The sequence below is a fragment of the Arthrobacter pasteuri genome, assembly GCF_054510955.1.
The window spans coordinates 574536-592183 of record NZ_JBTNDO010000001.1 but is presented as its reverse complement, the minus strand read 5'-3'; the positions used below and the strand labels follow the sequence as shown (position 1 = coordinate 592183).

The window sequence follows — 17648 nt, the reverse complement described above, 5'->3', positions numbered from 1 at the left end:
CATGACCCGAATCATCGCCGGAGCCGCGGGCGGCTCGACCCTGACCAGTGTCGAGGGAAACGGGACGCGGCCGACGTCGGACCGCGTGAAGGAGGCCCTGTTCTCCAGCCTGGAATCCTACGGAGTGATCCACGGAGCGCACGTCCTGGACCTCTACGCCGGGTCCGGTTCGCTCGGGGTGGAGAGTGCGAGCCGCGGTGCGGCGTCCGTCGACCTCGTCGAATCCGCGGACCGGGCGGCCGCCGTCGCCCAGCGCAACGCGGACCTGGTGAACCGGGTGCTCGGCTGGACGGCCGTCCGCGTACACCGGACGAAGGTCGAGACGTACCTCGAGCGCGTGGCGCCGGAGCTGACCTGGGACCTGGTCCTGATGGACCCGCCCTACAGCGTCCGTGAGGACGGGGTGCTCGCCGTCCTCACGGCGCTGCGGTCGAGGCTGTCGGAGGGCGCCGTCGTCGTGGTCGAGCGCTCCGCGAGGTCGCCGGAACCGGAATGGCCCGCGTGGCTCGAGCGCTTCTCGGACAAGAAGTACGGCGAGACCCGCCTGTGGTTCCTGGAGCCCGCCGTCGACTGAGCCGCTACCGTCCGCCGTCGGGGAGACCCCGGGGGCGCGGTGCCGGTTCGCCTGCCGGCACCGCGCTGGGAGTCCGCCGTCCTTCCCGGAGGGCTATGCCCGGCGCCGCGTCCGGACCAGTGCGGTTCCGCCGGCGGCCAGTCCGAGCAGGCCCGCGACGAGGCCTGCCCACCCGAGTGCCGACGGGGATCCTGCCGACGTGTCCGAGGCCTGCTCGGCGTCGATGGCCTCCGGGGCCTCGGTAGCCTCCGGGCTTCCGTGCGATCCGTCGCCCTCCACCGCCGCGGTGGTGACGAAGGACGGTGCCGGCTTCTCGGGCTCCTCCGCACCCTCGGTCTCCTGGTTCCACTCGACGACCTCGCCGTCGGTGTAGGACTGGATCGCCGGGAGCATCACAGTGGAGCCTGCTTCGGGCAGGCGTCCCACGGAGATCGAGAAGGTCTGGTATTCCTGCTGCGAGATCTCCGAGCCCGGTTCCGCGGTCCATACGACGGACAGGGGAGCTTCGGTGAGCGTTGCGCCGTCGGTCGTCGTGACCGGTTCGGGCAGGGCGCCGGAGACGACCTCCGCCGTCCAGCCCTCGACGGGCTTGACCCGGACCGACGTGAAGGGCTGGGCGGTGGGAAGCTGCACCTCGAGCTTGTTCGTCGCTGCGGTCTCGGATTCGCTGGGCACGCTGAAGGTGAGCTGGGAATAGCCGTTCTCGGACGTGGACGTGGGTGCGACCGAGACGTGGGCGCTTGCGGCGCCGAGGCCGAGGGCCATCAGTCCGGCGGTGGTGAGGACGACACCGGTGAAGGCGCGCTGGGGGTAGGACGACGTCATGGAACTGCCTTTCAGGAATGCGCTGCAGCCCGCGAGGGCGGGCGGCAGCAGGGAATGAGGAATCGGGATCGGGGCAGGACCGCCGGCCGACCCGGGTTCCGTCGGGGAAGGCAGGGTCAGGCGGGCTGCGGTCCGGGGAGCGGGGGACCCCGCAGTGTCGGGACCGAGGCGTGGACGGACAGCGGCGGGACGGGCGGCGGCACGTCGAGGACCGGGCGGCGCGTCGGAGCCGGGGGAGCGACGGCGGGAAGGGCCAGGAGCGGCAGGAGCCAGGCGCGGAGGAGGGCGGCGGCCTCGTCACTCCGCGAGGTGGCGAGGGCCAGGAGGACCGTGGCCATCCCGTGGAGGAGGACCATGACGGGGGCGTCGCCCGCCGCCGGGCCCATCGCATCCCGCGCCACGGGCGAGCAGGCGAGTTCGAACGCGGCATGGTGGCCGGGCAGGGCCGAGGAGCTCTCGCACACTGCGGGGACGGCGGTCATCCCGAGGAGGGTGTGCAGCAGCACCTGGCCGCTGCCCATGGCCAGCAGCGACGAGCGGAGGGAGAGCCTGCGCCGGCCGAGCAGCGTCATCGGTACGAGGAGGAGCACGCCGAACAGGAGCAGGACCCCAGGGGCGGGCAGATGGCCCCCCGCGAGGAGGTGCGACGCGGACGACACCGACATGACCAGCGAGACGAGGACCAGGGACCGGAGATAGGGAAGGCCTGCCACTGCTGTCTCCTCCCCGTTCCGTTCTTCGGTCCTGCGAGCCCGGCATCCTCAGGCTTCTTCCTCAGGGTACCGCCGCACGGCCGGAGCCTGCGTGCACGTGGTTCGGGCCGGGCGGCTTCGCGGATGGGCCGAGGACGCGCGCGGGTCGTTCCGGACGAACGGGATGCCAGCTGAGCAGGACCTCCGGCACGATCAGGAGGCAGGTGTCCGGGTCCTCACCGAGGAGAGCCGGAATCGATCCCGTGGTCGCGAGGAGGGGGTACTCGGATTCCACGCCGCTCGTGCCGTTCGGGCTACTCAGCGCATCCCGGCCCGGAGGCCCGCGGGAAATCCTGCTCGAAGGCCTCGCGTCCGGAGCCCACGAGAACGGCCGCCGGGTGCGGCCCTGCCGCGAGGAGTGCCGGCGTCCAGGCGTCCGGCCAGCCCGCGGCGCGGGAGGCGATGATGACGTTGCCGGGATGCTCGCCGCCGACCATGCCGGCCTCGGTCAGGACGGCGGTCCCGGCCGCGAGCGCGGACAGCTGCCGGCTCTGCGCGCGGGCGAAGGCGAGCGGCGGGTCGTCCCCGACGTTCACCAGGACGACCCCGTCCTCCTCGCAGACCCGCAACAGCTGGGCCGCGAAGTCCGCGCCGGTCAGGTGGGCCGGTGCGTCGGCTCCGGCGAAGATGTCGAGCACGACGGCGTCGAACGCCGCATCCGGCTGCTCGAGGACCGCGTCCGCGGCGTCGGCGGCGACGACCTCGCACATCGTGCCGTCCGGGAGCGGCATGGCGTCGAGGACGAAGTCGATCAGGTCGGCCTCCAGGTCCACCGCCACCTGCACGGACCCCGGACGGGTCGCCTGGACGTACCGGACGAGGGTCAGTGCCCCGGCGCCGAGGTGCAGGATCCGCAGGGGAGCGGCAGGGGGCCGCACCAGGTCGATGACCCGCGCGATGCGCTGGAGGTATTCGTAGAACACCCGGTCCGGATGGCGCATGTCGACGTGGGACTGCTGGGCTCCACCGATGCTGAGGATCAGCGCCCCGTCGATGTAGGCGTCCTCGTCGATCTCCGCATAGGCAGCCGCGCCCGGCAGCCAGCGCGTGGGGACGTCGAAGTCGCCGTCGGACTCCGGCCCCTGGGACGTGCTCATACACGCTCCCGCAGCATGGCGAGGCGGCGGGCGCCCTCCTCGATCACGTCGAACTTCTTGCAGAACGCGAACCGGAGCATGGAGCGCGTGTGCTCGGCGCCCTCCTCGTGGCAGAACACCGCCACCGGGATGGCCGCGACCCCGACCAGGGACGGCAGGCGTCGCGCGAGGTCGGTCGCGTCGTCGATGCCCAGGGGCGCGGCATCGACCACGGTGAAGAACGTGCCCTGCGGCTCGAAGACGTCGAAACCGGCTGCCCGGAGGCCCTCACCCAGAAGGTCCCGTTTCTTCCGCAGCGTCGCCGCGGCGGAGGAGAAGTATTCGTCGGTCAGCCCCAGGCCCAGGGCGACGGCCCCCTGGAACGGCGTTCCCGAGGTGTACGTCAGGAAGGTCTTGACGGTGCGGACCTGCGCCACCAGTTCGGCGGGGCCGCTGAGCCAGCCGATCTTCCAGCCGGTTACCGAGAACGTCTTGCCCGCGGAGGAGATGGTCAGGGTGCGCTCGGCGGCCCCCGGCAGGGAAGCGATCGGCAGGTGCCCGCTCCCGAACGTCAGGTGCTCGTACACCTCGTCCGTCACGATGATGGCCCCGTAGCGCTCCGCGAGCTGCACGATGAGCTCGAGGGCCGGACGGGCGAAGACGCTGCCCGTCGGGTTGTGCGGGTTGTTGACGACGACGACCCGGGTGCGCTCGCTGAAGGCGGCCTCGAGGCCGGCGGCGTCGGGCTGGAAATCCAGAGCCCTCAGGGGCGCGGTGGTGTGGGTGGCACCCGAGAGCCCGATCACGGCGCCGTAGGAGTCGTAGAAGGGCTCGAAGGTGAGCACCTCGTCGCCCGGACCGGCGAAGGCGAGGATCGCGGCCGCAATCGACTCGGTGGCCCCGGTGCTGACGATGACCTCGGTCTGCGGATCGACGTGCAGGCCGTAGAAACGCTCCTGGTGCGCGGCGATCGCATGGCGCAGGACGGCGAGCCCCTGCCCGGGGGCGTACTGGTTGGCGCCCTCGGCGATCGCGGCGCGGGCAGCCTCGAGGATCTCCTGCGGTCCGTCCTCGTCGGGGAAACCCTGCCCGAGGTTGATCGCCGAATGCTGCTGCGCGAGGGCTGTCACCTCCTCGAAGATCGTGATGCCGAGCCTGCCGTCACTGCCGAGCAGGTTCGCGCCGCGCGCCGCTCTCGCCCACGGTGCCGTGCCACTGGCAGGGGGGATGGTCGTGCGCGCTTCCGTCGTCATGACACCAGTATCGCCGCTCCTGCCGGCCGGAGGCCTCCCGCGCCGACCCGGAAGGGGGCGCCCCGCGTCCTCGGCTCCCGGTGCTCCTTCCGCATGTCCTGTTCCCACGGGGCCCGCCCGACTGGGTAGCGTGGGGGCATGAGCCGCGCCGTCTGCCCCGGATCCTTCGATCCCCTCCACAACGGACACGTCGAGATCATCAGCCGGGCCGCCCGCCTCTTCGACGAGGTGATCGTCGCGGTGTCGACGAACTACGCGAAGAAGTACCGGTTCACCCTCGACGAGCGCATCGCGTTCTGCACGGGGAGCCTCTCGCACCTCGATGGCGTCACGGTGCTCCCGATGGGCTCCGGCCTCCTGGCCGACTTCTGCAGGGAGCACGGTGCGACGGCGCTGGTGAAGGGACTGAGGTCCGGGCTCGACTTCGACTACGAACTCCCCATGGCCACGATGAACCGCCACCTCGCCGACGTCGACACCGTCTTCCTGCCGACGGGAAGCGAGTTCGCGCACGTCTCCTCGACCCTCCTGAAAGAGGTCGCCTTCCTGGGCGGCGATGTGCAGCCGTTCGTTCCGGAAGCGGTCTTCCGCCGCCTGGTGCCGGCCGGCGGGGCGCCGGGCACGTCACGGAGTGCCGGCGATCGGCCGGAAGGGGCGTGACCCGCCACCTGCTGCCGGTTTTGGGACTGCCCGCCTCATCAGGCTAAGATGGTACGTCGGTCATATGTTCTACAGGAGTCACCATTAAAAGCGATCTCAGTTCGCCTTTGACTTTCAGTGTCAAGGATCTCGGACGCAGTCCGGGAAGCATGCGGACAGTTGAAGAACATGTACCGGCACCGAAGGACTTCGGCGTCGCACTGATCGGTGTGCAGGAAGGTTCCGAGATGGAACTGGACCTGCGGTTCGAATCGGTGCACGAGGGAATCCTGGTGTCGGGAACGGCAAACGTCGAGGTAACCGGCGAGTGCGGCCGTTGCCTGGAGCCACTGCGGTTCGACCGCGATGTGGACATCCAGGAACTCTTCTTCTACAGCGACTCCCAGTCGCTGTCGGTGGAAGAGGACGAAGAACAGTACAGGGTGGAGAACGATTCGGTCGATCTGGAACCCGTGCTGAGGGATGCAGTGGTTACGTCGCTGCCATTCCAGCCGGTGTGCCGGGAGGATTGCAAGGGTCTGTGCTCCGAATGCGGAGCCCGGCTCAACGATGATCCGGACCACCACCATGAAGTTTTGGATCCTCGCTGGTCAGCCCTTGCAGGGCTGGCGGGCACCGCCGCTGAGAATGACGCGGCAACCAAGTCAGAGTCAGACGAGAGAGAAGAGAGTTAGCCGTGGCTGTCCCGAAGCGGAAGATGTCCCGCGCGAATACCCGCGCACGCCGGTCCCAGTGGAAGGCAACCGCCCCCAAGCTGGTCAAGACCATCGAGAACGGCCGCGTCACCTACAGCCTCGCCCACCAGGCCAAGGTTGTCACCGACTCAGCCGGTACCCCGCTGTTCCTCGAGTACAAGGGCCGCAAGGTAGCCGACGTCTGACAACGGACCATGGCCTGCCGCACGCCCGGTGCTGCGGCAGGCATCCGTCCGATGCTGGATCAGCTGATGCGGTTGTGAAGAATACAGCAGAACTCACGAGGCGTCTCGGTGTCGATATCGACACCGAGACGCTTCGTCTTGCCCTGACGCACCGGTCCTACGCCTACGAACAGGGCGGGATCCCCACGAACGAGCGCCTGGAGTTCCTCGGCGACTCCGTGCTCGGCCTGTCGGTGACGGACGCGCTGTACCGGGACAATCCCGGTCTGTCCGAGGGTGAACTGGCGAAGCGGCGCTCCGCCGTCGTCAGCACCAAGGCGCTGGCGGGGGTTGCCCGTTCCCTCGATCTCGGCAACTACGTGCTGCTCGGCCAGGGTGAGAAGCTCACCAACGGCCGAGACAAGGCCTCCATCCTCGCGGACACGATGGAAGCCGTCATCGGGGCGGCGTACCTGAGCCACGGGATCGAGACCGCACGCGCAATGGTCATGCGGCTCATCGGACCGCTCCTGCGGGACTCCGCGGTCCTCGGAGAGGGCACCGACTGGAAGACCCGTATCCAGGAGACCGCCGCCGCCCGTCGCCTGGGGCTGATCGACTACCAGGTCGAAGGGACCGGCCCCGACCACGCCCGTACCTTCACGGCGCGCCTGGTGATCGGCGGCGTCGACTACGGATCCGGCTGCGGGCACTCCAAGAAGGAAGCGGAGCAGGCTGCGGCGGCCGAGTCCTGGCGACTCCTTGCGGACGCATCCGGGGTTCCTGCGGACGTCAGGCCCGACGCGGTCGGCGGGTCCGCCGCGGACAGGGCCTGAGTGCCTGAACTCCCCGAGGTCGAGGTGGTACGCCGGGGCCTGGCGCGCTGGGTGACCGGGCGGACCGTCGAGGACGTCGACGTCCTCGACGCGCGATCGCTTCGACGGCATGTCCACGGGGTCGAGGATTTCCGCGGCAACGTCACGGGCGCCCGCGTGACGGACGTCGTCCGCCGCGGGAAGTTCCTCTGGATGATCCTCGAGGATCCGGACGGCCCCTCCAGCGCTCCCTCCAGTGCTCCTTCCACCGCCCTCATGGCCCACCTCGGGATGAGTGGGCAGCTGCTCATCGAGGAGCCCGACGCGCCGCTGGAGAAGCACCTGAAGGTGCGGCTGAGACTGTCCGCCGCAACCGATGCGGACGGCACTCCGCTTCCGGCAGACCTGCGCTTCGTGGACCAACGGATCTTCGGCGGTATGTTCGTGACGGACCTCGAGCGGACGACCGATGGCCGGCCGGGCGGGCTCGGGGGCGGAAGCCTCCCGTTCATACCCCGGCAGGCCGCGCACATCGCCCGCGATCCCCTCGACCCCGCGTTCTCCACGGAGTCCTTTCACCGCCGGCTCCGGGAGCGGAGGACAAGCCTCAAGCGCGCACTCCTCGACCAGGGCCTCATCTCGGGCATCGGGAACATCTACGCCGACGAGGCCCTGTGGGCGGCGAGGATGCACTACGCGCGTCCCACCGACACCCTCCGCCGGCCGGACACCCTCCGCGTCGTCGAGGCGGTCACGACCGTGATGCGGCGGGCCCTAGAGGCCGGCGGCACCAGTTTCGACTCGCTGTACGTCAACGTCAACGGAGCGTCCGGCTACTTCGCGCGCGATCTGGAAGCCTACGGGCGTGCCGGGCAGCCCTGCCGCCGGTGCCTGTCGGAGGGCCGGACGACCCTCCTGCGACGGGAGGCCTTCATGAACCGGTCGTCCTTCCTCTGCCCCGTCTGCCAGCCAAGACCGCGCAACGCGCGATCCTAGCCGAGGCCCCGGAACCCCGTCGTCGTGCGGGGTTCGTGACCCAAACGTGACAAGACGCGTCCGACCGCGTACGGTTAAGCCCGCGCCCGGTCCACCACGGACGGGCGCCCATCCTCGCACTGCCTAACCCTGTCGATGAGGATGGACCGTTCGCTCAACACGTTCGACAGGGGCGGGGGAACCAATAGCGGACTCACCTGAGAGTCCTTGGGGTTAAGACGCGCGTAGACCAGCACCGGGGGCGGTGGTCTACGGGAAACGCGTCCGGATGTCCCATCCGAACCCGACAGCTAACTTCGTAGGCATTGGGAAAGGCAACAGCATGTCCAAGAAGAACACTTCCGCGCGCCACCGGGCAGTCCCCACGCGCACCAACCCCCTCGTCACCGCATCCCGCGCGGTCAGCGCCTCTGCTTCGGTGGCCGGCAAGCCCGCCGCCGTCGTCGTTGCCGCATCCGGCATCATGCTCGGTGCAGCGCTTCCGGCAAGCGCCGCCGGCGAGATCAGCGTCCAGTCCACCAGCACCCAGCCGGCAGCGGCGACCACCGCTGCGGCAGGTACCTACACCGTCCAGGCCGGGGACACCCTCGGCAGCATCGCAGCAGCCCACGGCGTGAGCCTCCAGGCCGTCTTCACGGCCAACGGCCTCGGGTACAGCTCGGTCATCTACCCCGGCCAGTCGATCTCCCTCGGCGGTTCCGCTGCACCCCAGCAGTACTCCGTCCAGTCCGCAGCCATCCTCGCGGCCCCCGCAGCCGCACCGGTCGCTGCTCCCGTAGCCGCTCCGGTCGCTGCTCCCGTAGCCGCTCCGGTCGCTGCTCCCGCAGCTGCTCCGGCAGGCAACTCGACGGGCCTCAGCACGCAGGCCGCAGCCTTCACGCCGGTAGCGACCAGCGGCATCACCGCGACCGCGATGCAGGGCCTCGGCTCGGCATACGTCTACGGCGGCACCTCCTTCGGCGCCTGGGACTGCTCCGGCTTCGTGCAGTGGGTCTACGCACAGAACGGCGTCAGCCTGCCGCGCACCACCTGGTCGCAGTTCGCGGCCCTGACGCCCACCAGCAACCCCCAGCCGGGCGACCTGGTGAGCCAGAACGGCGGCAGCCACGTCGGTATCTACCTCGGCAACGGCGAGATGATCAGCGCGCTCAACCCCTCGCAGGGAACGCTCGTGCACTCGGTCAACGCCATGTCGGTGGACGGCTACTACACGCGATAACCCTGCACCGGCCCTGCGCCGGTACCAGGACGATACGAAGGAAGGGCGGGATGCACAGCATCCCGCCCTTCCCTGTCTGTTCCGTCGGTCGGTTCCTGGTGCCGGGGTCAGCCGCGGTAGTGCGCCGCGAGCCGCTCGAGGCCCTCCTCGATGCTGACGGACGGCTGCCAGTCCAGCACCGCCCGCGTGTGCCGCTGGTCGAACCAGTGCGCCGTGGAGAGCTGTTCGGCCAGGAAGCGGGTCATGGGAGGCTCCTCCGCGCGTCCGAGTGCTAACCATGCCCGTTCGATGACCGCACCCGCGCCCCGGGCCAGTGGCCCCGGCACCGACCATGCGGGGGGACGGACGCCGCCGGAGCGGCAGATGCCGCCCAGCAACTCCGCGATGGGGCGCGGCTCGCCGTTCGTGACCACGAACGCCTGCCCCTGTGCAGCCTGCATGCGGTGGAGGCAGGCGACGATGGCCGACGCCGCGTTGTCCACGTAGGTGGTGTCGATGAGTGCGGTGCCGCCGTCGAGCAGCGGCAGGCGACCGTGCCGGGCCCGCTCGAGGACGCGTTCGACGAGCTGTGTGTCGCCCGGTCCCCACACGATGTGCGGCCGCACCGCCGCCACGCGGAACTCCGGCGTCGAGCGTGCGAGGGCGAGCAGCTCCGCCGCCGCCTTGGTCCGTGCATAGTGTCCGCGCGCGTACTCCGGGTCCGCGGGGCCGGCCGGAGCGCCCACCAGCGACGTCCCGTCGTGGGCGACGGACGGGGAGGAGACGTACACGACGTCGGTGGCGCCGGCCTCCTGCGCGGCGTCGAGCAGGAGCCGGGTCCCCTCCACGTTCGTGCAGTCGAACTCGGCCGGCGTCCCGGTGAAGGAGACCTTCGCGGCGAGATGGATGACGGCGTCGCAGCCCCGTACCGCAGCCGCGACCGCCCCGGCGTCCCCGATCGAGCCCAGGAGCTCCTCGACCCCGTCGATGCCGGACGGACGGCGCTGGAAGCACCGCACATCGGAACCGGCGGCCAGGAGGTGTTCCGCGACGGCCCGGCCCAGCATGCCGCTGGCCCCCGTCACGAGGACGGTCACAGGGATCCTGCCCGTCCGCCCGACAGGAAGCGGCCGCTCCACGCCGCGACGCGGGTCCGGTCGATCTTGGCATTGTGGCGGATGTCGACCGGGAGTGCGGGCACGGCGAGAACGGCCGCGAGGTCCACGCCGAGCTCCCGAGCAGCCACCCGGGCAGCTGCCGCGAGCCGGGGGTCTGCCAGACGGGGGCGCCGTCCTGCCGTCTCCGCCTCGAGGACCGCCACGACGGCCTGGGTGCCCGTGGGTCCGACGCCCACGACGGCGGCGAGGTGCACTCCGTCGAGTTCCTCCAGCGCCTGCTCGAGCCCGACCGGGGTCAGGACGCCTCCCGCCGCTGTCACGACATGGCCCAGCCGGCCCTCGACCCACAGGCGGCCTTCGGCATCGAAGTGGCCGACGTCCCCCGTTCGGTGCCACGGCGGGGTACGCGACGACTCCTGCTGCGTCCTCCACAGGCGGAAGTAGCGGTCCTTGACGTGCGGGGCGTCGACGAGGATCTCACCCGTCACCCCGGGGGCGGTCGTCGGTTCTCCCGTCGCCGCTCCCGTGCCGTCGAGGGGGCTGACCGCGGCGCGGGTGCCGGAGACAGGGCGGCCGACACAGACGCCGTTGCCGGCGCCTTCGAGCCCGGTCGCCGCCGCTGTGGTACCGGATCGGATCCCCGCCAGGTCGACGTCCGCGACGAGCAGCGACTCCGTCATGCCGTAGGGCGTGTGGAGCACGGCGGATGGTACGAGGTCCTGCACGGCCTCCAGGAGCGGTACGGGAACCGGTGCGCCGGCGGAGAGCAGAAGGGAGATCCTGCCCAGGGCCGCCCGGCCGGATCCGGTGACGTCGGCCGAGGTCGCCAGCACGTTCCGCAGGGCTGCGGGAGACGCGAAGACGACGGTCGCGTCGATGGCAGCGGCTGCGTCGGCCAGTGCCCGGGCGGTCAGGGTCCGGGGAGCGGTGACATCCATGTCGGGCGTCACCGACGTCACGCCGAGGGCAGGACCCAGCAGGGCGAAGGGCGCGAAGCCCGCGACGAGCGCGGCTCCGGGGCCCAGTCCGAGGGTGGTCTCGACGGCGTCGCGCATGGCGGAGAGCTGCCGGTGCGTGTACACCACGCCCTTGGCCGGCCCGGTGGAACCGGACGTGAAGAGGATGGCGGCGTCGGCGTCGGGCGCGGCCTCCGGGGGGTCCGTCGGACGGGCGGCGCGCAGGTCGTTCAGCGAGGCCTCGACCTGCAGTGCCGTCCGCCTCGCCGGCGACAGCGGAGCGACGCTGATCCGGCGCCCCGGCCAGCCGAAGGCGCGCGCAGCGAGGAGTGCCCGCTCGATGCCGATGACGACGTCGGGCGAGGAACCCTTCACGGCCCGGCTGAGGCCGCGTGCCCCGAGTCCGGCGTCGGCAACGACGATCACCGCGCCGATCCGGAGGCACGCATAGATCAGGACGGTCAGGTCCACACCGGGCGGCACGAGCAGGCTCACCCTGCTGCCCGCGCCGAAGCCGAGCGCGGTGAGGCCGCCGGCGACTGCGCTGATGTCGTCGTCGAGCTCGCGCCAGGACAGCGTGCGCGTCCCGGCGGACGTCAGTTCGGCGACGGCGGTCGTGGCCCCGGCGGGACCGGCCGCCAGTTCCGGGATGCGTGCGCCCAACGGCAGGTACGCGGTGTCCTGCTGGACATCCTGCTGGACATCCTGTCCGACACCGTCCCGTTCCGTCCCGGGGAGGGACCGCCCGACGGAACGGTTCCCGAGCCACTCCATGGCCGTCGACGTCGTGTCGGCGTCCTCCTGCACGAGGTGGCCGGCCCGCTCGAAGCGGTGGATGTCCGCGTGCGGCATCCGGCGGGCGAGGTCCTCGAGGTAGGGGTCGGAGAAGATCGGATCGTGCGGGCCCCACATCATCAGGACGGGCACGTCCAGGCTGCGGATCCCCTCCGCCGTCGCGGTGAGGGCGCCGTGGCTCGGGTGGGACGCACCGACGGGGATGTCGGAGACGAAGTTCGCGATGCCCTGGCGTGCGGCGGCCGTGCGGTAGGGATCCCGGAAGGCGCGGCGGACGCCCGGGTCCAGGGCCGGCCGGGCGAGGGACAGGGTCACGTCCAGGAACGCGCTGCTGGTCCTGGTGCCGAGCCCGTGCACGCCCGGAGCGAGCGCGAGCCGCAGCGGAGCTGGGATCGGGCGGGCGGGATCCTGGTGGATGGCCGTGTTGGTCAGGATGACGGCGGCGAGGTCGTCCCGGTTGCGGTTCGCGTAGCCGAGGCTGACGACGCCTCCCCAGTCGTGGCCCACCGTGACCACGGGCCCCGACAGGCCCACCGCGGCGACGAAGTCCTCGAGATCGGTGATGCGGTGTTCGAGGCGCCGGAAGACGCCCGTCCGCTCCGAGTAGCCCATGTCGAGCTGGTCGACGGCGATCACGCGCCACCCGGCCTCCAGCCCGGCGGCGAGGTAGGTCCGCCACAGGTAGGACCATGTCGGGTTGCCGTGGACGCACAGGAGCGTCCCCTGGACGCTGCCGGTGCCGTCCCGGCCGAGCCCGTTGTCGAGGTAGTGCCAGCGATGGCTGGTGCCCAGAGCGTCCGCGGCACTGGACGAGGGCACGTCGATGTACGTCGACCACGAGGGGTCAACGCCGGGGAGTGCTACCACGCAATCTCCATCATGGAGGTGTTCAGGCCCGATCCGACGCCCAGGCACAGCACGCGGTCTCCCGGGGAGAGCGACTGGGACTCCTGCGCGAGGGTCATCGGCAGCGATGCGGGTCCGACATTGCCCCAGTGCGGGAAGGTGATGGGAACGCGCTCGCGCTCGAGATCCACGGCCTTGATGATGGCGTTGGTGTAGGAGTTGGAGACCTGGTGGGTCACGTAGCGGTCCATCGCGCCCCACGACCAGCCGTCGGCCTGCGCCTCGTGCCATGCGGTGACCACGAGTTCGAGCCCGCCGTCGAGCAGGCCCTTCGTGTCGGTGTACATGCCGTCGATGCCGCCCACGCACAGTTCGTGGTGCTGGGTGCCGGCACGTGAGACGCCGCCGAGGATGCGGTGGGACCCGGGGTGGAGGTCGGCGGGACCGAGGACGGCGGCGGCAGCCCCGGAGCCGAGGGTGAGGGTCGCGAATTCGCTGAGGAAGTCCTCACGGGTGGAGTCCTCGCGGTTCAGCCGCTTGAACGTCGCTTCCTGGGTCCGCTGGGCGTCCTCGCCGGCGACGATCAGGGCATACCTGATCTGCCCGGAGTCGATCATGTTGGCCGCAAGGGTCATGCCGTTGACGAAGCCGAGGCACGCGTTGGCCAGGTCGAAGTTCATGGCGGACGACGGGAGACCCAGGGAGTGGTGGATCTTCACGGCGACGGACGGTTCGAGGTTGCGGCGGGTCACCGAGGTGTTGATCAGCAGGCCGACGTCACCGGGTTCGATGCCGGCTTCCGCCATCGCCTTGGCTCCCGCCTCGATGGCGGCGTCGTCGAAGTCGGACCCGGGCGACCACCAGCGGCGCTCCGTCACGCCGGCCACGCGCTCGAGGAGCCGCTTCGAGAGCCGGAGCCTTTTCAGGCTGGGCGCCAGCCGTTCGTCGAACTCTGCGGAACTGACGACTACCGGCGCCTCCACACTCGTGACGGCGAGCAAGGCCGTGTTGTCATGTCGAAACGTCGCGTTACCGGTCAAATTTCCTGCCTCGTCAACTGGTCAGCGCCGGTAGGTGGCCGTAGAGGACCCACGGATGGATCGGCCTGGACGCCTCTGGATACTGCTGAAACGGATACTGCTGAAACTTTTGTAAGCCTACTTCTTAATGCCCCGGCCGGTCACTCCCGATTCGCGGAGGTCACGGCCTTGCCCGCCCGATGCCGCCCCGTACTCAGTACAGTCGGAGCGTTCCAGTAGATTGGTGAGGTCCCATTCCCCCTGGAGATCCTGACACTGTGCATCTGAAGAGTCTAACCATGCGGGGGTTCAAGTCTTTCGCGTCGGCGACGACCTTCGACTTCGAACCCGGCGTGACCGCCGTCGTCGGCCCCAACGGTTCCGGCAAGTCCAATGTCGTCGACGCACTCGCCTGGGTCATGGGGGAGCAGGGTGCCAAGACGCTGCGCGGCGGCAAGATGGAGGACGTCATCTTCGCCGGGACGTCCGGACGGGCACCGCTGGGGCGGGCGCAGGTATCCCTCACCATCGACAACAGCGATGGTGCCCTGCCCATCGAGTACACCGAGGTCACGATCTCGCGCACGCTCTTCCGTGCAGGCGGCTCGGAGTACGCGATCAACGGCAAGAACTGCAGACTCCTCGACATCCAGGAGCTCCTCTCCGATTCCGGGCTCGGACGCGAGATGCACGTCATCGTCGGGCAGGGACAGCTCGACAAGGTGCTTCATGCCACACCGGAGGAGCGGCGCGGCTTCATCGAGGAAGCCGCCGGGATCCTGAAGCACCGCCGCCGGCGCGAGAAGACGGTGCGGAAGCTCGACGCCATGCAGGCGAACCTCGCGCGCCTGTCCGACCTCACCACCGAACTCCGGCGTCAGCTGACGCCGCTCGGGAAGCAGGCCGAGGTCGCACGCCGTGCCCAGCAGGTGCAGTTCGCCGTGCGGGACGCGCGGTCCCGCCTGCTCGCGGACGACCTGGTCACGCTGCGCTCCGGGTTCGAGCGGGACGTCGCTGCCGAGGCAGCGCTCCAGGCCCGCCGGGAGGAGGTCGAGCAGGCACTCGGAGCCGGCCAGGAACGCCAGGCCGATCTCGAGCAGGCCGCCGCGGGGGCCGTCCCGGCCCTCAACCGGGCACGCGAGACCTGGTACGCGCTGTCGAGTGCCCGCGAGAAACTCGCGGCCCTCGCAGCGCGCGCCGAGGATCGCGGGCACCTGCTGGGGCAGGGCGGCCCCGAACCGGACTCCGGGCGTGATCCCGACCACCTCGACCGGCAGGCGGCGCGTGTGCGGACCGAGGTCTCGGCGCTGCAGGAGGAGGTGGCCTCGCTCGGACGCGCACTCGAGGCAACGCTGTCCGCGCGTCGCGCGGCCGAGGACGCGTCGGCCGCCGAGGACGCGAGGCTCGCGCGCCTGCTGCGCGCAGCCGCCGACAGACGCGAGGGCGAGGCCCGGCTGGCGGGCACCGTGGGAGCGGCCCGCTCCCGCGTCGAGTCGGCCGTCGCGGAACTCGGACGCCTCCGGGCGTCCATCGCCGCGGCCGAGGAACGACGCGGTGCCGCCGAGCGGGACTTCACCGCGCTCGAGGGCCAGGTAGCCGGTCACGAGCAGGGCGAGGAGGGCCTCGACGCCGACTACGAGGAGGCCTCGGCTCTCCTCGGGACCATCACGGACGAACTGCAGGCGCTCGCCGGGGAGGAGCGCGCCGCCGAGCGGGAACGGAGCGCCCTCGCCGCCCGCCTCGAGGCACAGCGCGAGGGGCTGCAGCAGCGCGACGGCTCCGGCGCCCTCCTCGCCGCCGGGCTCGACGGCGTGGCGCTGCCGCTGCCCCAGCTCCTCACGGTCGCAGGGGGCTTCGAGAAGGCGGTCGCCGCGGCGCTCGCGGGCTCCGCCGACGCGGTCACCGTGGAGAGCGTCGCCGCGGCCGTCGCGGCACTGGAGCTCCTGAAGCACGACGACGCCGGACAGGTGTCCCTCGTCGTCGCCCCCGGGGCAGGATCGGGCGGGCGTCCGGCGAAGGCGTCTCCGCGCGGGACCGGCCCCGCGGATCCGAGTGCCGTCGTTCCCGTGCTCTCCGTCGTGGAGGTGCCCCCCGCGCTCCGGCCCGCCCTCGAGGACCTGCTGCGCGGCGCCGTCGTCGTCCGGGACCTGGACCACGCCCGCAGCGTGATCGAGGACGGTGCGGCGCCGCTCGCCGTGACGCGCGACGGCGACGTCCTCTCCCGCCATGCCGCCCGCGGCGGCACCCCCGGCGCGGCAGGCTACCTCGAGCTCCGCGCGGCTGCCGAGGAGACGGAGGAGCGGCTGGCCTCCGCCGTCGCCTCGACCGAGCGCCTGCGGTTCCGCCTGTCGGGAGCGAGGACCCGGCAGCAGTCCGCGCAGCAGCGCGTGGACGCGGCGCTCGAGCGCCTGCATGAATCCGACGCACGCATGGCCGCCGTCGCCGAGAAGCTCGGACACCTCAACGCGAGCCTGCGCTCGGCATCCGGCGAGGCAGAACGGCTGGCCGCACTGATGCGGACCGCGGAGACGAACCTCGCACAGGAGGAGACCCGGCTCTCCGAGGCGGCGCAGCGGTTGAAGGACCTGCAGGAGCAGCCCGTCGAGGCCGAGCCGTCCACCGAGCAGCGCACCACCCTCCAGCGCGCCGCCGCAGACGCGCGGCAGGCCGAGCTCGAGGCACGGCTGGCCCTGCGCAGCGGCGAGGAGCAGCTGTCGGCGCTCGGGAACAGGGCGGCGTCGCTCGAGCGAGCGGCCCAGTCGGAGCGCCGGGCGCGTGAACAGGCGGCGGAGAAGGCACGAATCCGGCAGGCACAGGCCGTCAAGGCTGCGGCGGTCGCCCGTGCAGCCCGTTCTGCCGAGCGGCGGGCCGCGGAGTCCGTCGCGGTCGCGGCCGAGCAGCGCGATGCCGCCGAGCGGCTGCGCGAACAGCAGGACACGGAGCTGCAGACGGTCCGGAAGGCCAACGCGGAACTCGGCGCCGAGCTCGCACGCCTGACGGACACCGTGCACCGAGACGAGCTCGCCCGCACCCAGCAGAGGCTTCGGATCGAGGCCCTGGAGAACCGGTCCATCGAGGAGCTCGGACTGACGCCCGACCACCTCGTGGACGAGTTCGGCCCGCACCTGCCCGTGCCCCAGGACTCCGCGGACTCCCCGGAGGACAAGTGGGCGGCCCTGCGGGCGCCGGTCGACGACGACGGCATCCCGGTACCGCAGGGAATTCCTTTCATGCGGGAGCAGCAGGAGAAGAGGCTGAAGCGCGCGGAGCGGGATCTCGCGGCGCTCGGCAAGGTCAATCCCCTCGCCCTGGAGGAATTCGCGGCGCTCGAGGAGCGGCACCAGTTCCTCAGCACGCAGCTGGCGGACCTCAAGGCCACCCGGAAGGACCTCCTCGACATCATCCGGGAGGTCGACGAGCGCGTCGAGCGGGTCTTCACGGCCGCCTACCGGGACACGGCCGAGCAGTTCGAACGCGTGTTCGCCACGCTGTTCCCCGGCGGTGAGGGCAGGCTCGTGCTCACCGATCCCTCCGACATGCTCGCCACGGGAATCGAGGTGGAGGCCCGGCCCGCCGGCAAGAAGATCAAGCGGCTGTCCCTGCTCTCGGGCGGGGAACGCTCGCTGACCGCCGTGGCGCTCCTCGTCGCCATCTTCAAGGCACGGCCATCGCCCTTCTACGTCATGGACGAGGTCGAGGCCGCGCTCGACGACACGAACCTGGGCCGGCTCATCAGGATCTTCCGGGAGCTCCGCGAGTCGAGCCAGCTCATCATCATCACGCACCAGAAGCGGACGATGGAGGTGGCCGACGCGCTCTACGGCGTCACGATGCGCGGTGATGGGGTGTCCACCGTCATCAGCCAGCGCCTGGACGCCGAGGAGCAGCTCCCCGGCTAGCGGGGCG

16 protein-coding genes and 1 riboswitch are annotated in these 17648 nt (G+C 71.0%); of the genes, 8 read left to right on the top strand and 8 right to left on the bottom strand.

Features of this window, described 5'->3' with window-relative positions; genetic code table 11:
- Position 1 precedes the first annotated feature (1 nt).
- Positions 2 to 574, top strand: a complete 573-nt coding sequence (gene rsmD / locus ACX80H_RS02850; RefSeq protein WP_459310886.1) for a 16S rRNA (guanine(966)-N(2))-methyltransferase RsmD — start codon at positions 2 to 4, stop codon at positions 572 to 574.
- 93 nt (positions 575 to 667) lie between these two features.
- Here rsmD and ACX80H_RS02845 read toward each other — a convergent pair whose 3' ends face one another.
- The 5 genes from ACX80H_RS02845 to ACX80H_RS02825 all read right to left on the bottom strand — a co-directional run bounded on the left by ACX80H_RS02845 (position 668) and on the right by ACX80H_RS02825 (position 4480).
- Positions 668 to 1399 carry a YcnI family copper-binding membrane protein gene (locus ACX80H_RS02845; protein ID WP_459310885.1) on the bottom strand — a complete coding sequence of 244 codons (732 nt, stop codon included), beginning with the start codon at positions 1397 to 1399 and terminating at the stop codon, positions 668 to 670.
- Positions 1400 to 1515: 116 nt separating this feature from the next.
- Positions 1516 to 2112 (bottom strand): hypothetical protein, encoded by a 597-nt coding sequence (locus ACX80H_RS02840; RefSeq protein WP_459310884.1) that lies wholly within the window; start codon positions 2110 to 2112, stop codon positions 1516 to 1518.
- A 61-nt stretch (positions 2113 to 2173) separates the two neighbouring features.
- Complete coding sequence (locus ACX80H_RS02835; RefSeq protein ID WP_459310883.1) at positions 2174 to 2386, bottom strand: hypothetical protein; 213 nt, start codon at positions 2384 to 2386, stop codon at positions 2174 to 2176.
- 19 nt (positions 2387 to 2405) lie between these two features.
- Positions 2406 to 3248, bottom strand: coding sequence for a spermidine synthase (locus ACX80H_RS02830; protein WP_459310882.1), 843 nt, complete (start codon positions 3246 to 3248; stop codon positions 2406 to 2408).
- Entirely contained in the window at positions 3245 to 4480 is a 1236-nt protein-coding gene (locus tag ACX80H_RS02825) for an aminotransferase class I/II-fold pyridoxal phosphate-dependent enzyme (RefSeq protein ID WP_459310881.1), read from the bottom strand. Before ACX80H_RS02825 ends, ACX80H_RS02830 begins: the two co-directional genes overlap by 4 nt.
- 138 nt (positions 4481 to 4618) lie before the next feature.
- Between ACX80H_RS02825 and coaD the strand changes: the two genes are divergently transcribed.
- The 6 genes from coaD (at position 4619) to ACX80H_RS02795 (ending at position 9029) form a co-directional block, all read left to right on the top strand.
- Entirely contained in the window at positions 4619 to 5140 is a 522-nt protein-coding gene (coaD, locus tag ACX80H_RS02820) for a pantetheine-phosphate adenylyltransferase (RefSeq protein WP_459310880.1), read from the top strand.
- A 107-nt stretch (positions 5141 to 5247) separates the two neighbouring features.
- Positions 5248 to 5814 carry a YceD family protein gene (locus ACX80H_RS02815; protein ID WP_301227153.1) on the top strand — a complete coding sequence of 189 codons (567 nt, stop codon included), beginning with the start codon at positions 5248 to 5250 and terminating at the stop codon, positions 5812 to 5814.
- Positions 5815 to 5816: 2 nt separating this feature from the next.
- A complete protein-coding gene (rpmF, locus tag ACX80H_RS02810; protein ID WP_087076034.1) occupies positions 5817 to 6020 on the top strand; it encodes a 50S ribosomal protein L32 in 204 nt (67 codons plus the stop codon).
- Positions 6021 to 6094: 74 nt separating this feature from the next.
- Positions 6095 to 6835: a ribonuclease III gene (rnc, locus tag ACX80H_RS02805; RefSeq protein ID WP_459310879.1), complete on the top strand. Its 741-nt coding sequence runs from the start codon at positions 6095 to 6097 to the stop codon at positions 6833 to 6835.
- Positions 6836 to 7810: a bifunctional DNA-formamidopyrimidine glycosylase/DNA-(apurinic or apyrimidinic site) lyase gene (gene mutM, locus ACX80H_RS02800; protein ID WP_459310878.1), complete on the top strand. Its 975-nt coding sequence runs from the start codon at positions 6836 to 6838 to the stop codon at positions 7808 to 7810.
- A 141-nt stretch (positions 7811 to 7951) separates the two neighbouring features.
- Positions 7952 to 8130, top strand: a riboswitch (cyclic di-AMP (ydaO/yuaA leader).
- A gap of 2 nt (positions 8131 to 8132) precedes the next feature.
- The gene (locus ACX80H_RS02795; protein WP_459310877.1) at positions 8133 to 9029 is read left to right on the top strand and encodes an NlpC/P60 family protein; all 897 of its coding nucleotides are present in this window, start codon (positions 8133 to 8135) and stop codon (positions 9027 to 9029) included.
- A gap of 107 nt (positions 9030 to 9136) precedes the next feature.
- Here ACX80H_RS02795 and ACX80H_RS02790 read toward each other — a convergent pair whose 3' ends face one another.
- From ACX80H_RS02790 to ACX80H_RS02780, 3 genes are read right to left on the bottom strand one after another with little or no spacing between them, the layout of a single operon-like run.
- Positions 9137 to 10105 carry an NAD-dependent epimerase/dehydratase family protein gene (locus ACX80H_RS02790; protein WP_459310876.1) on the bottom strand — a complete coding sequence of 323 codons (969 nt, stop codon included), beginning with the start codon at positions 10103 to 10105 and terminating at the stop codon, positions 9137 to 9139.
- Positions 10102 to 12744 carry an alpha/beta fold hydrolase gene (locus tag ACX80H_RS02785; protein ID WP_459310875.1) on the bottom strand — a complete coding sequence of 881 codons (2643 nt, stop codon included), beginning with the start codon at positions 12742 to 12744 and terminating at the stop codon, positions 10102 to 10104. The genes ACX80H_RS02790 and ACX80H_RS02785 overlap by 4 nt, the downstream gene beginning before the upstream one ends.
- Positions 12738 to 13763 carry a 3-oxoacyl-ACP synthase III gene (locus ACX80H_RS02780; protein ID WP_459310874.1) on the bottom strand — a complete coding sequence of 342 codons (1026 nt, stop codon included), beginning with the start codon at positions 13761 to 13763 and terminating at the stop codon, positions 12738 to 12740. The genes ACX80H_RS02785 and ACX80H_RS02780 overlap by 7 nt, the downstream gene beginning before the upstream one ends.
- A gap of 257 nt (positions 13764 to 14020) precedes the next feature.
- Here ACX80H_RS02780 and smc point away from each other — a divergent pair, with 257 nt between their 5' ends.
- Positions 14021 to 17641: a chromosome segregation protein SMC gene (smc, locus tag ACX80H_RS02775; protein WP_459310873.1), complete on the top strand. Its 3621-nt coding sequence runs from the start codon at positions 14021 to 14023 to the stop codon at positions 17639 to 17641.
- The last annotated feature ends 7 nt before the right edge of the window (positions 17642 to 17648 follow it).

Bases quoted from the DNA above. Each gene is read 5' to 3' on its own strand.
- rsmD (WP_459310886.1), top strand. From the start codon at position 2: ATGACCCGAATCATCGCCGGAGCCGCGGGCGGCTCGACCCTGACCAGT.
- ACX80H_RS02845 (WP_459310885.1), bottom strand. From the start codon at position 1,399: ATGACGTCGTCCTACCCCCAGCGCGCCTTCACCGGTGTCGTCCTCACC.
- ACX80H_RS02830 (WP_459310882.1), bottom strand. From the start codon at position 3,248: ATGAGCACGTCCCAGGGGCCGGAGTCCGACGGCGACTTCGACGTCCCC.
- ACX80H_RS02825 (WP_459310881.1), bottom strand. From the start codon at position 4,480: ATGACGACGGAAGCGCGCACGACCATCCCCCCTGCCAGTGGCACGGCA.
- coaD (WP_459310880.1), top strand. From the start codon at position 4,619: ATGAGCCGCGCCGTCTGCCCCGGATCCTTCGATCCCCTCCACAACGGA.
- ACX80H_RS02795 (WP_459310877.1), top strand. From the start codon at position 8,133: ATGTCCAAGAAGAACACTTCCGCGCGCCACCGGGCAGTCCCCACGCGC.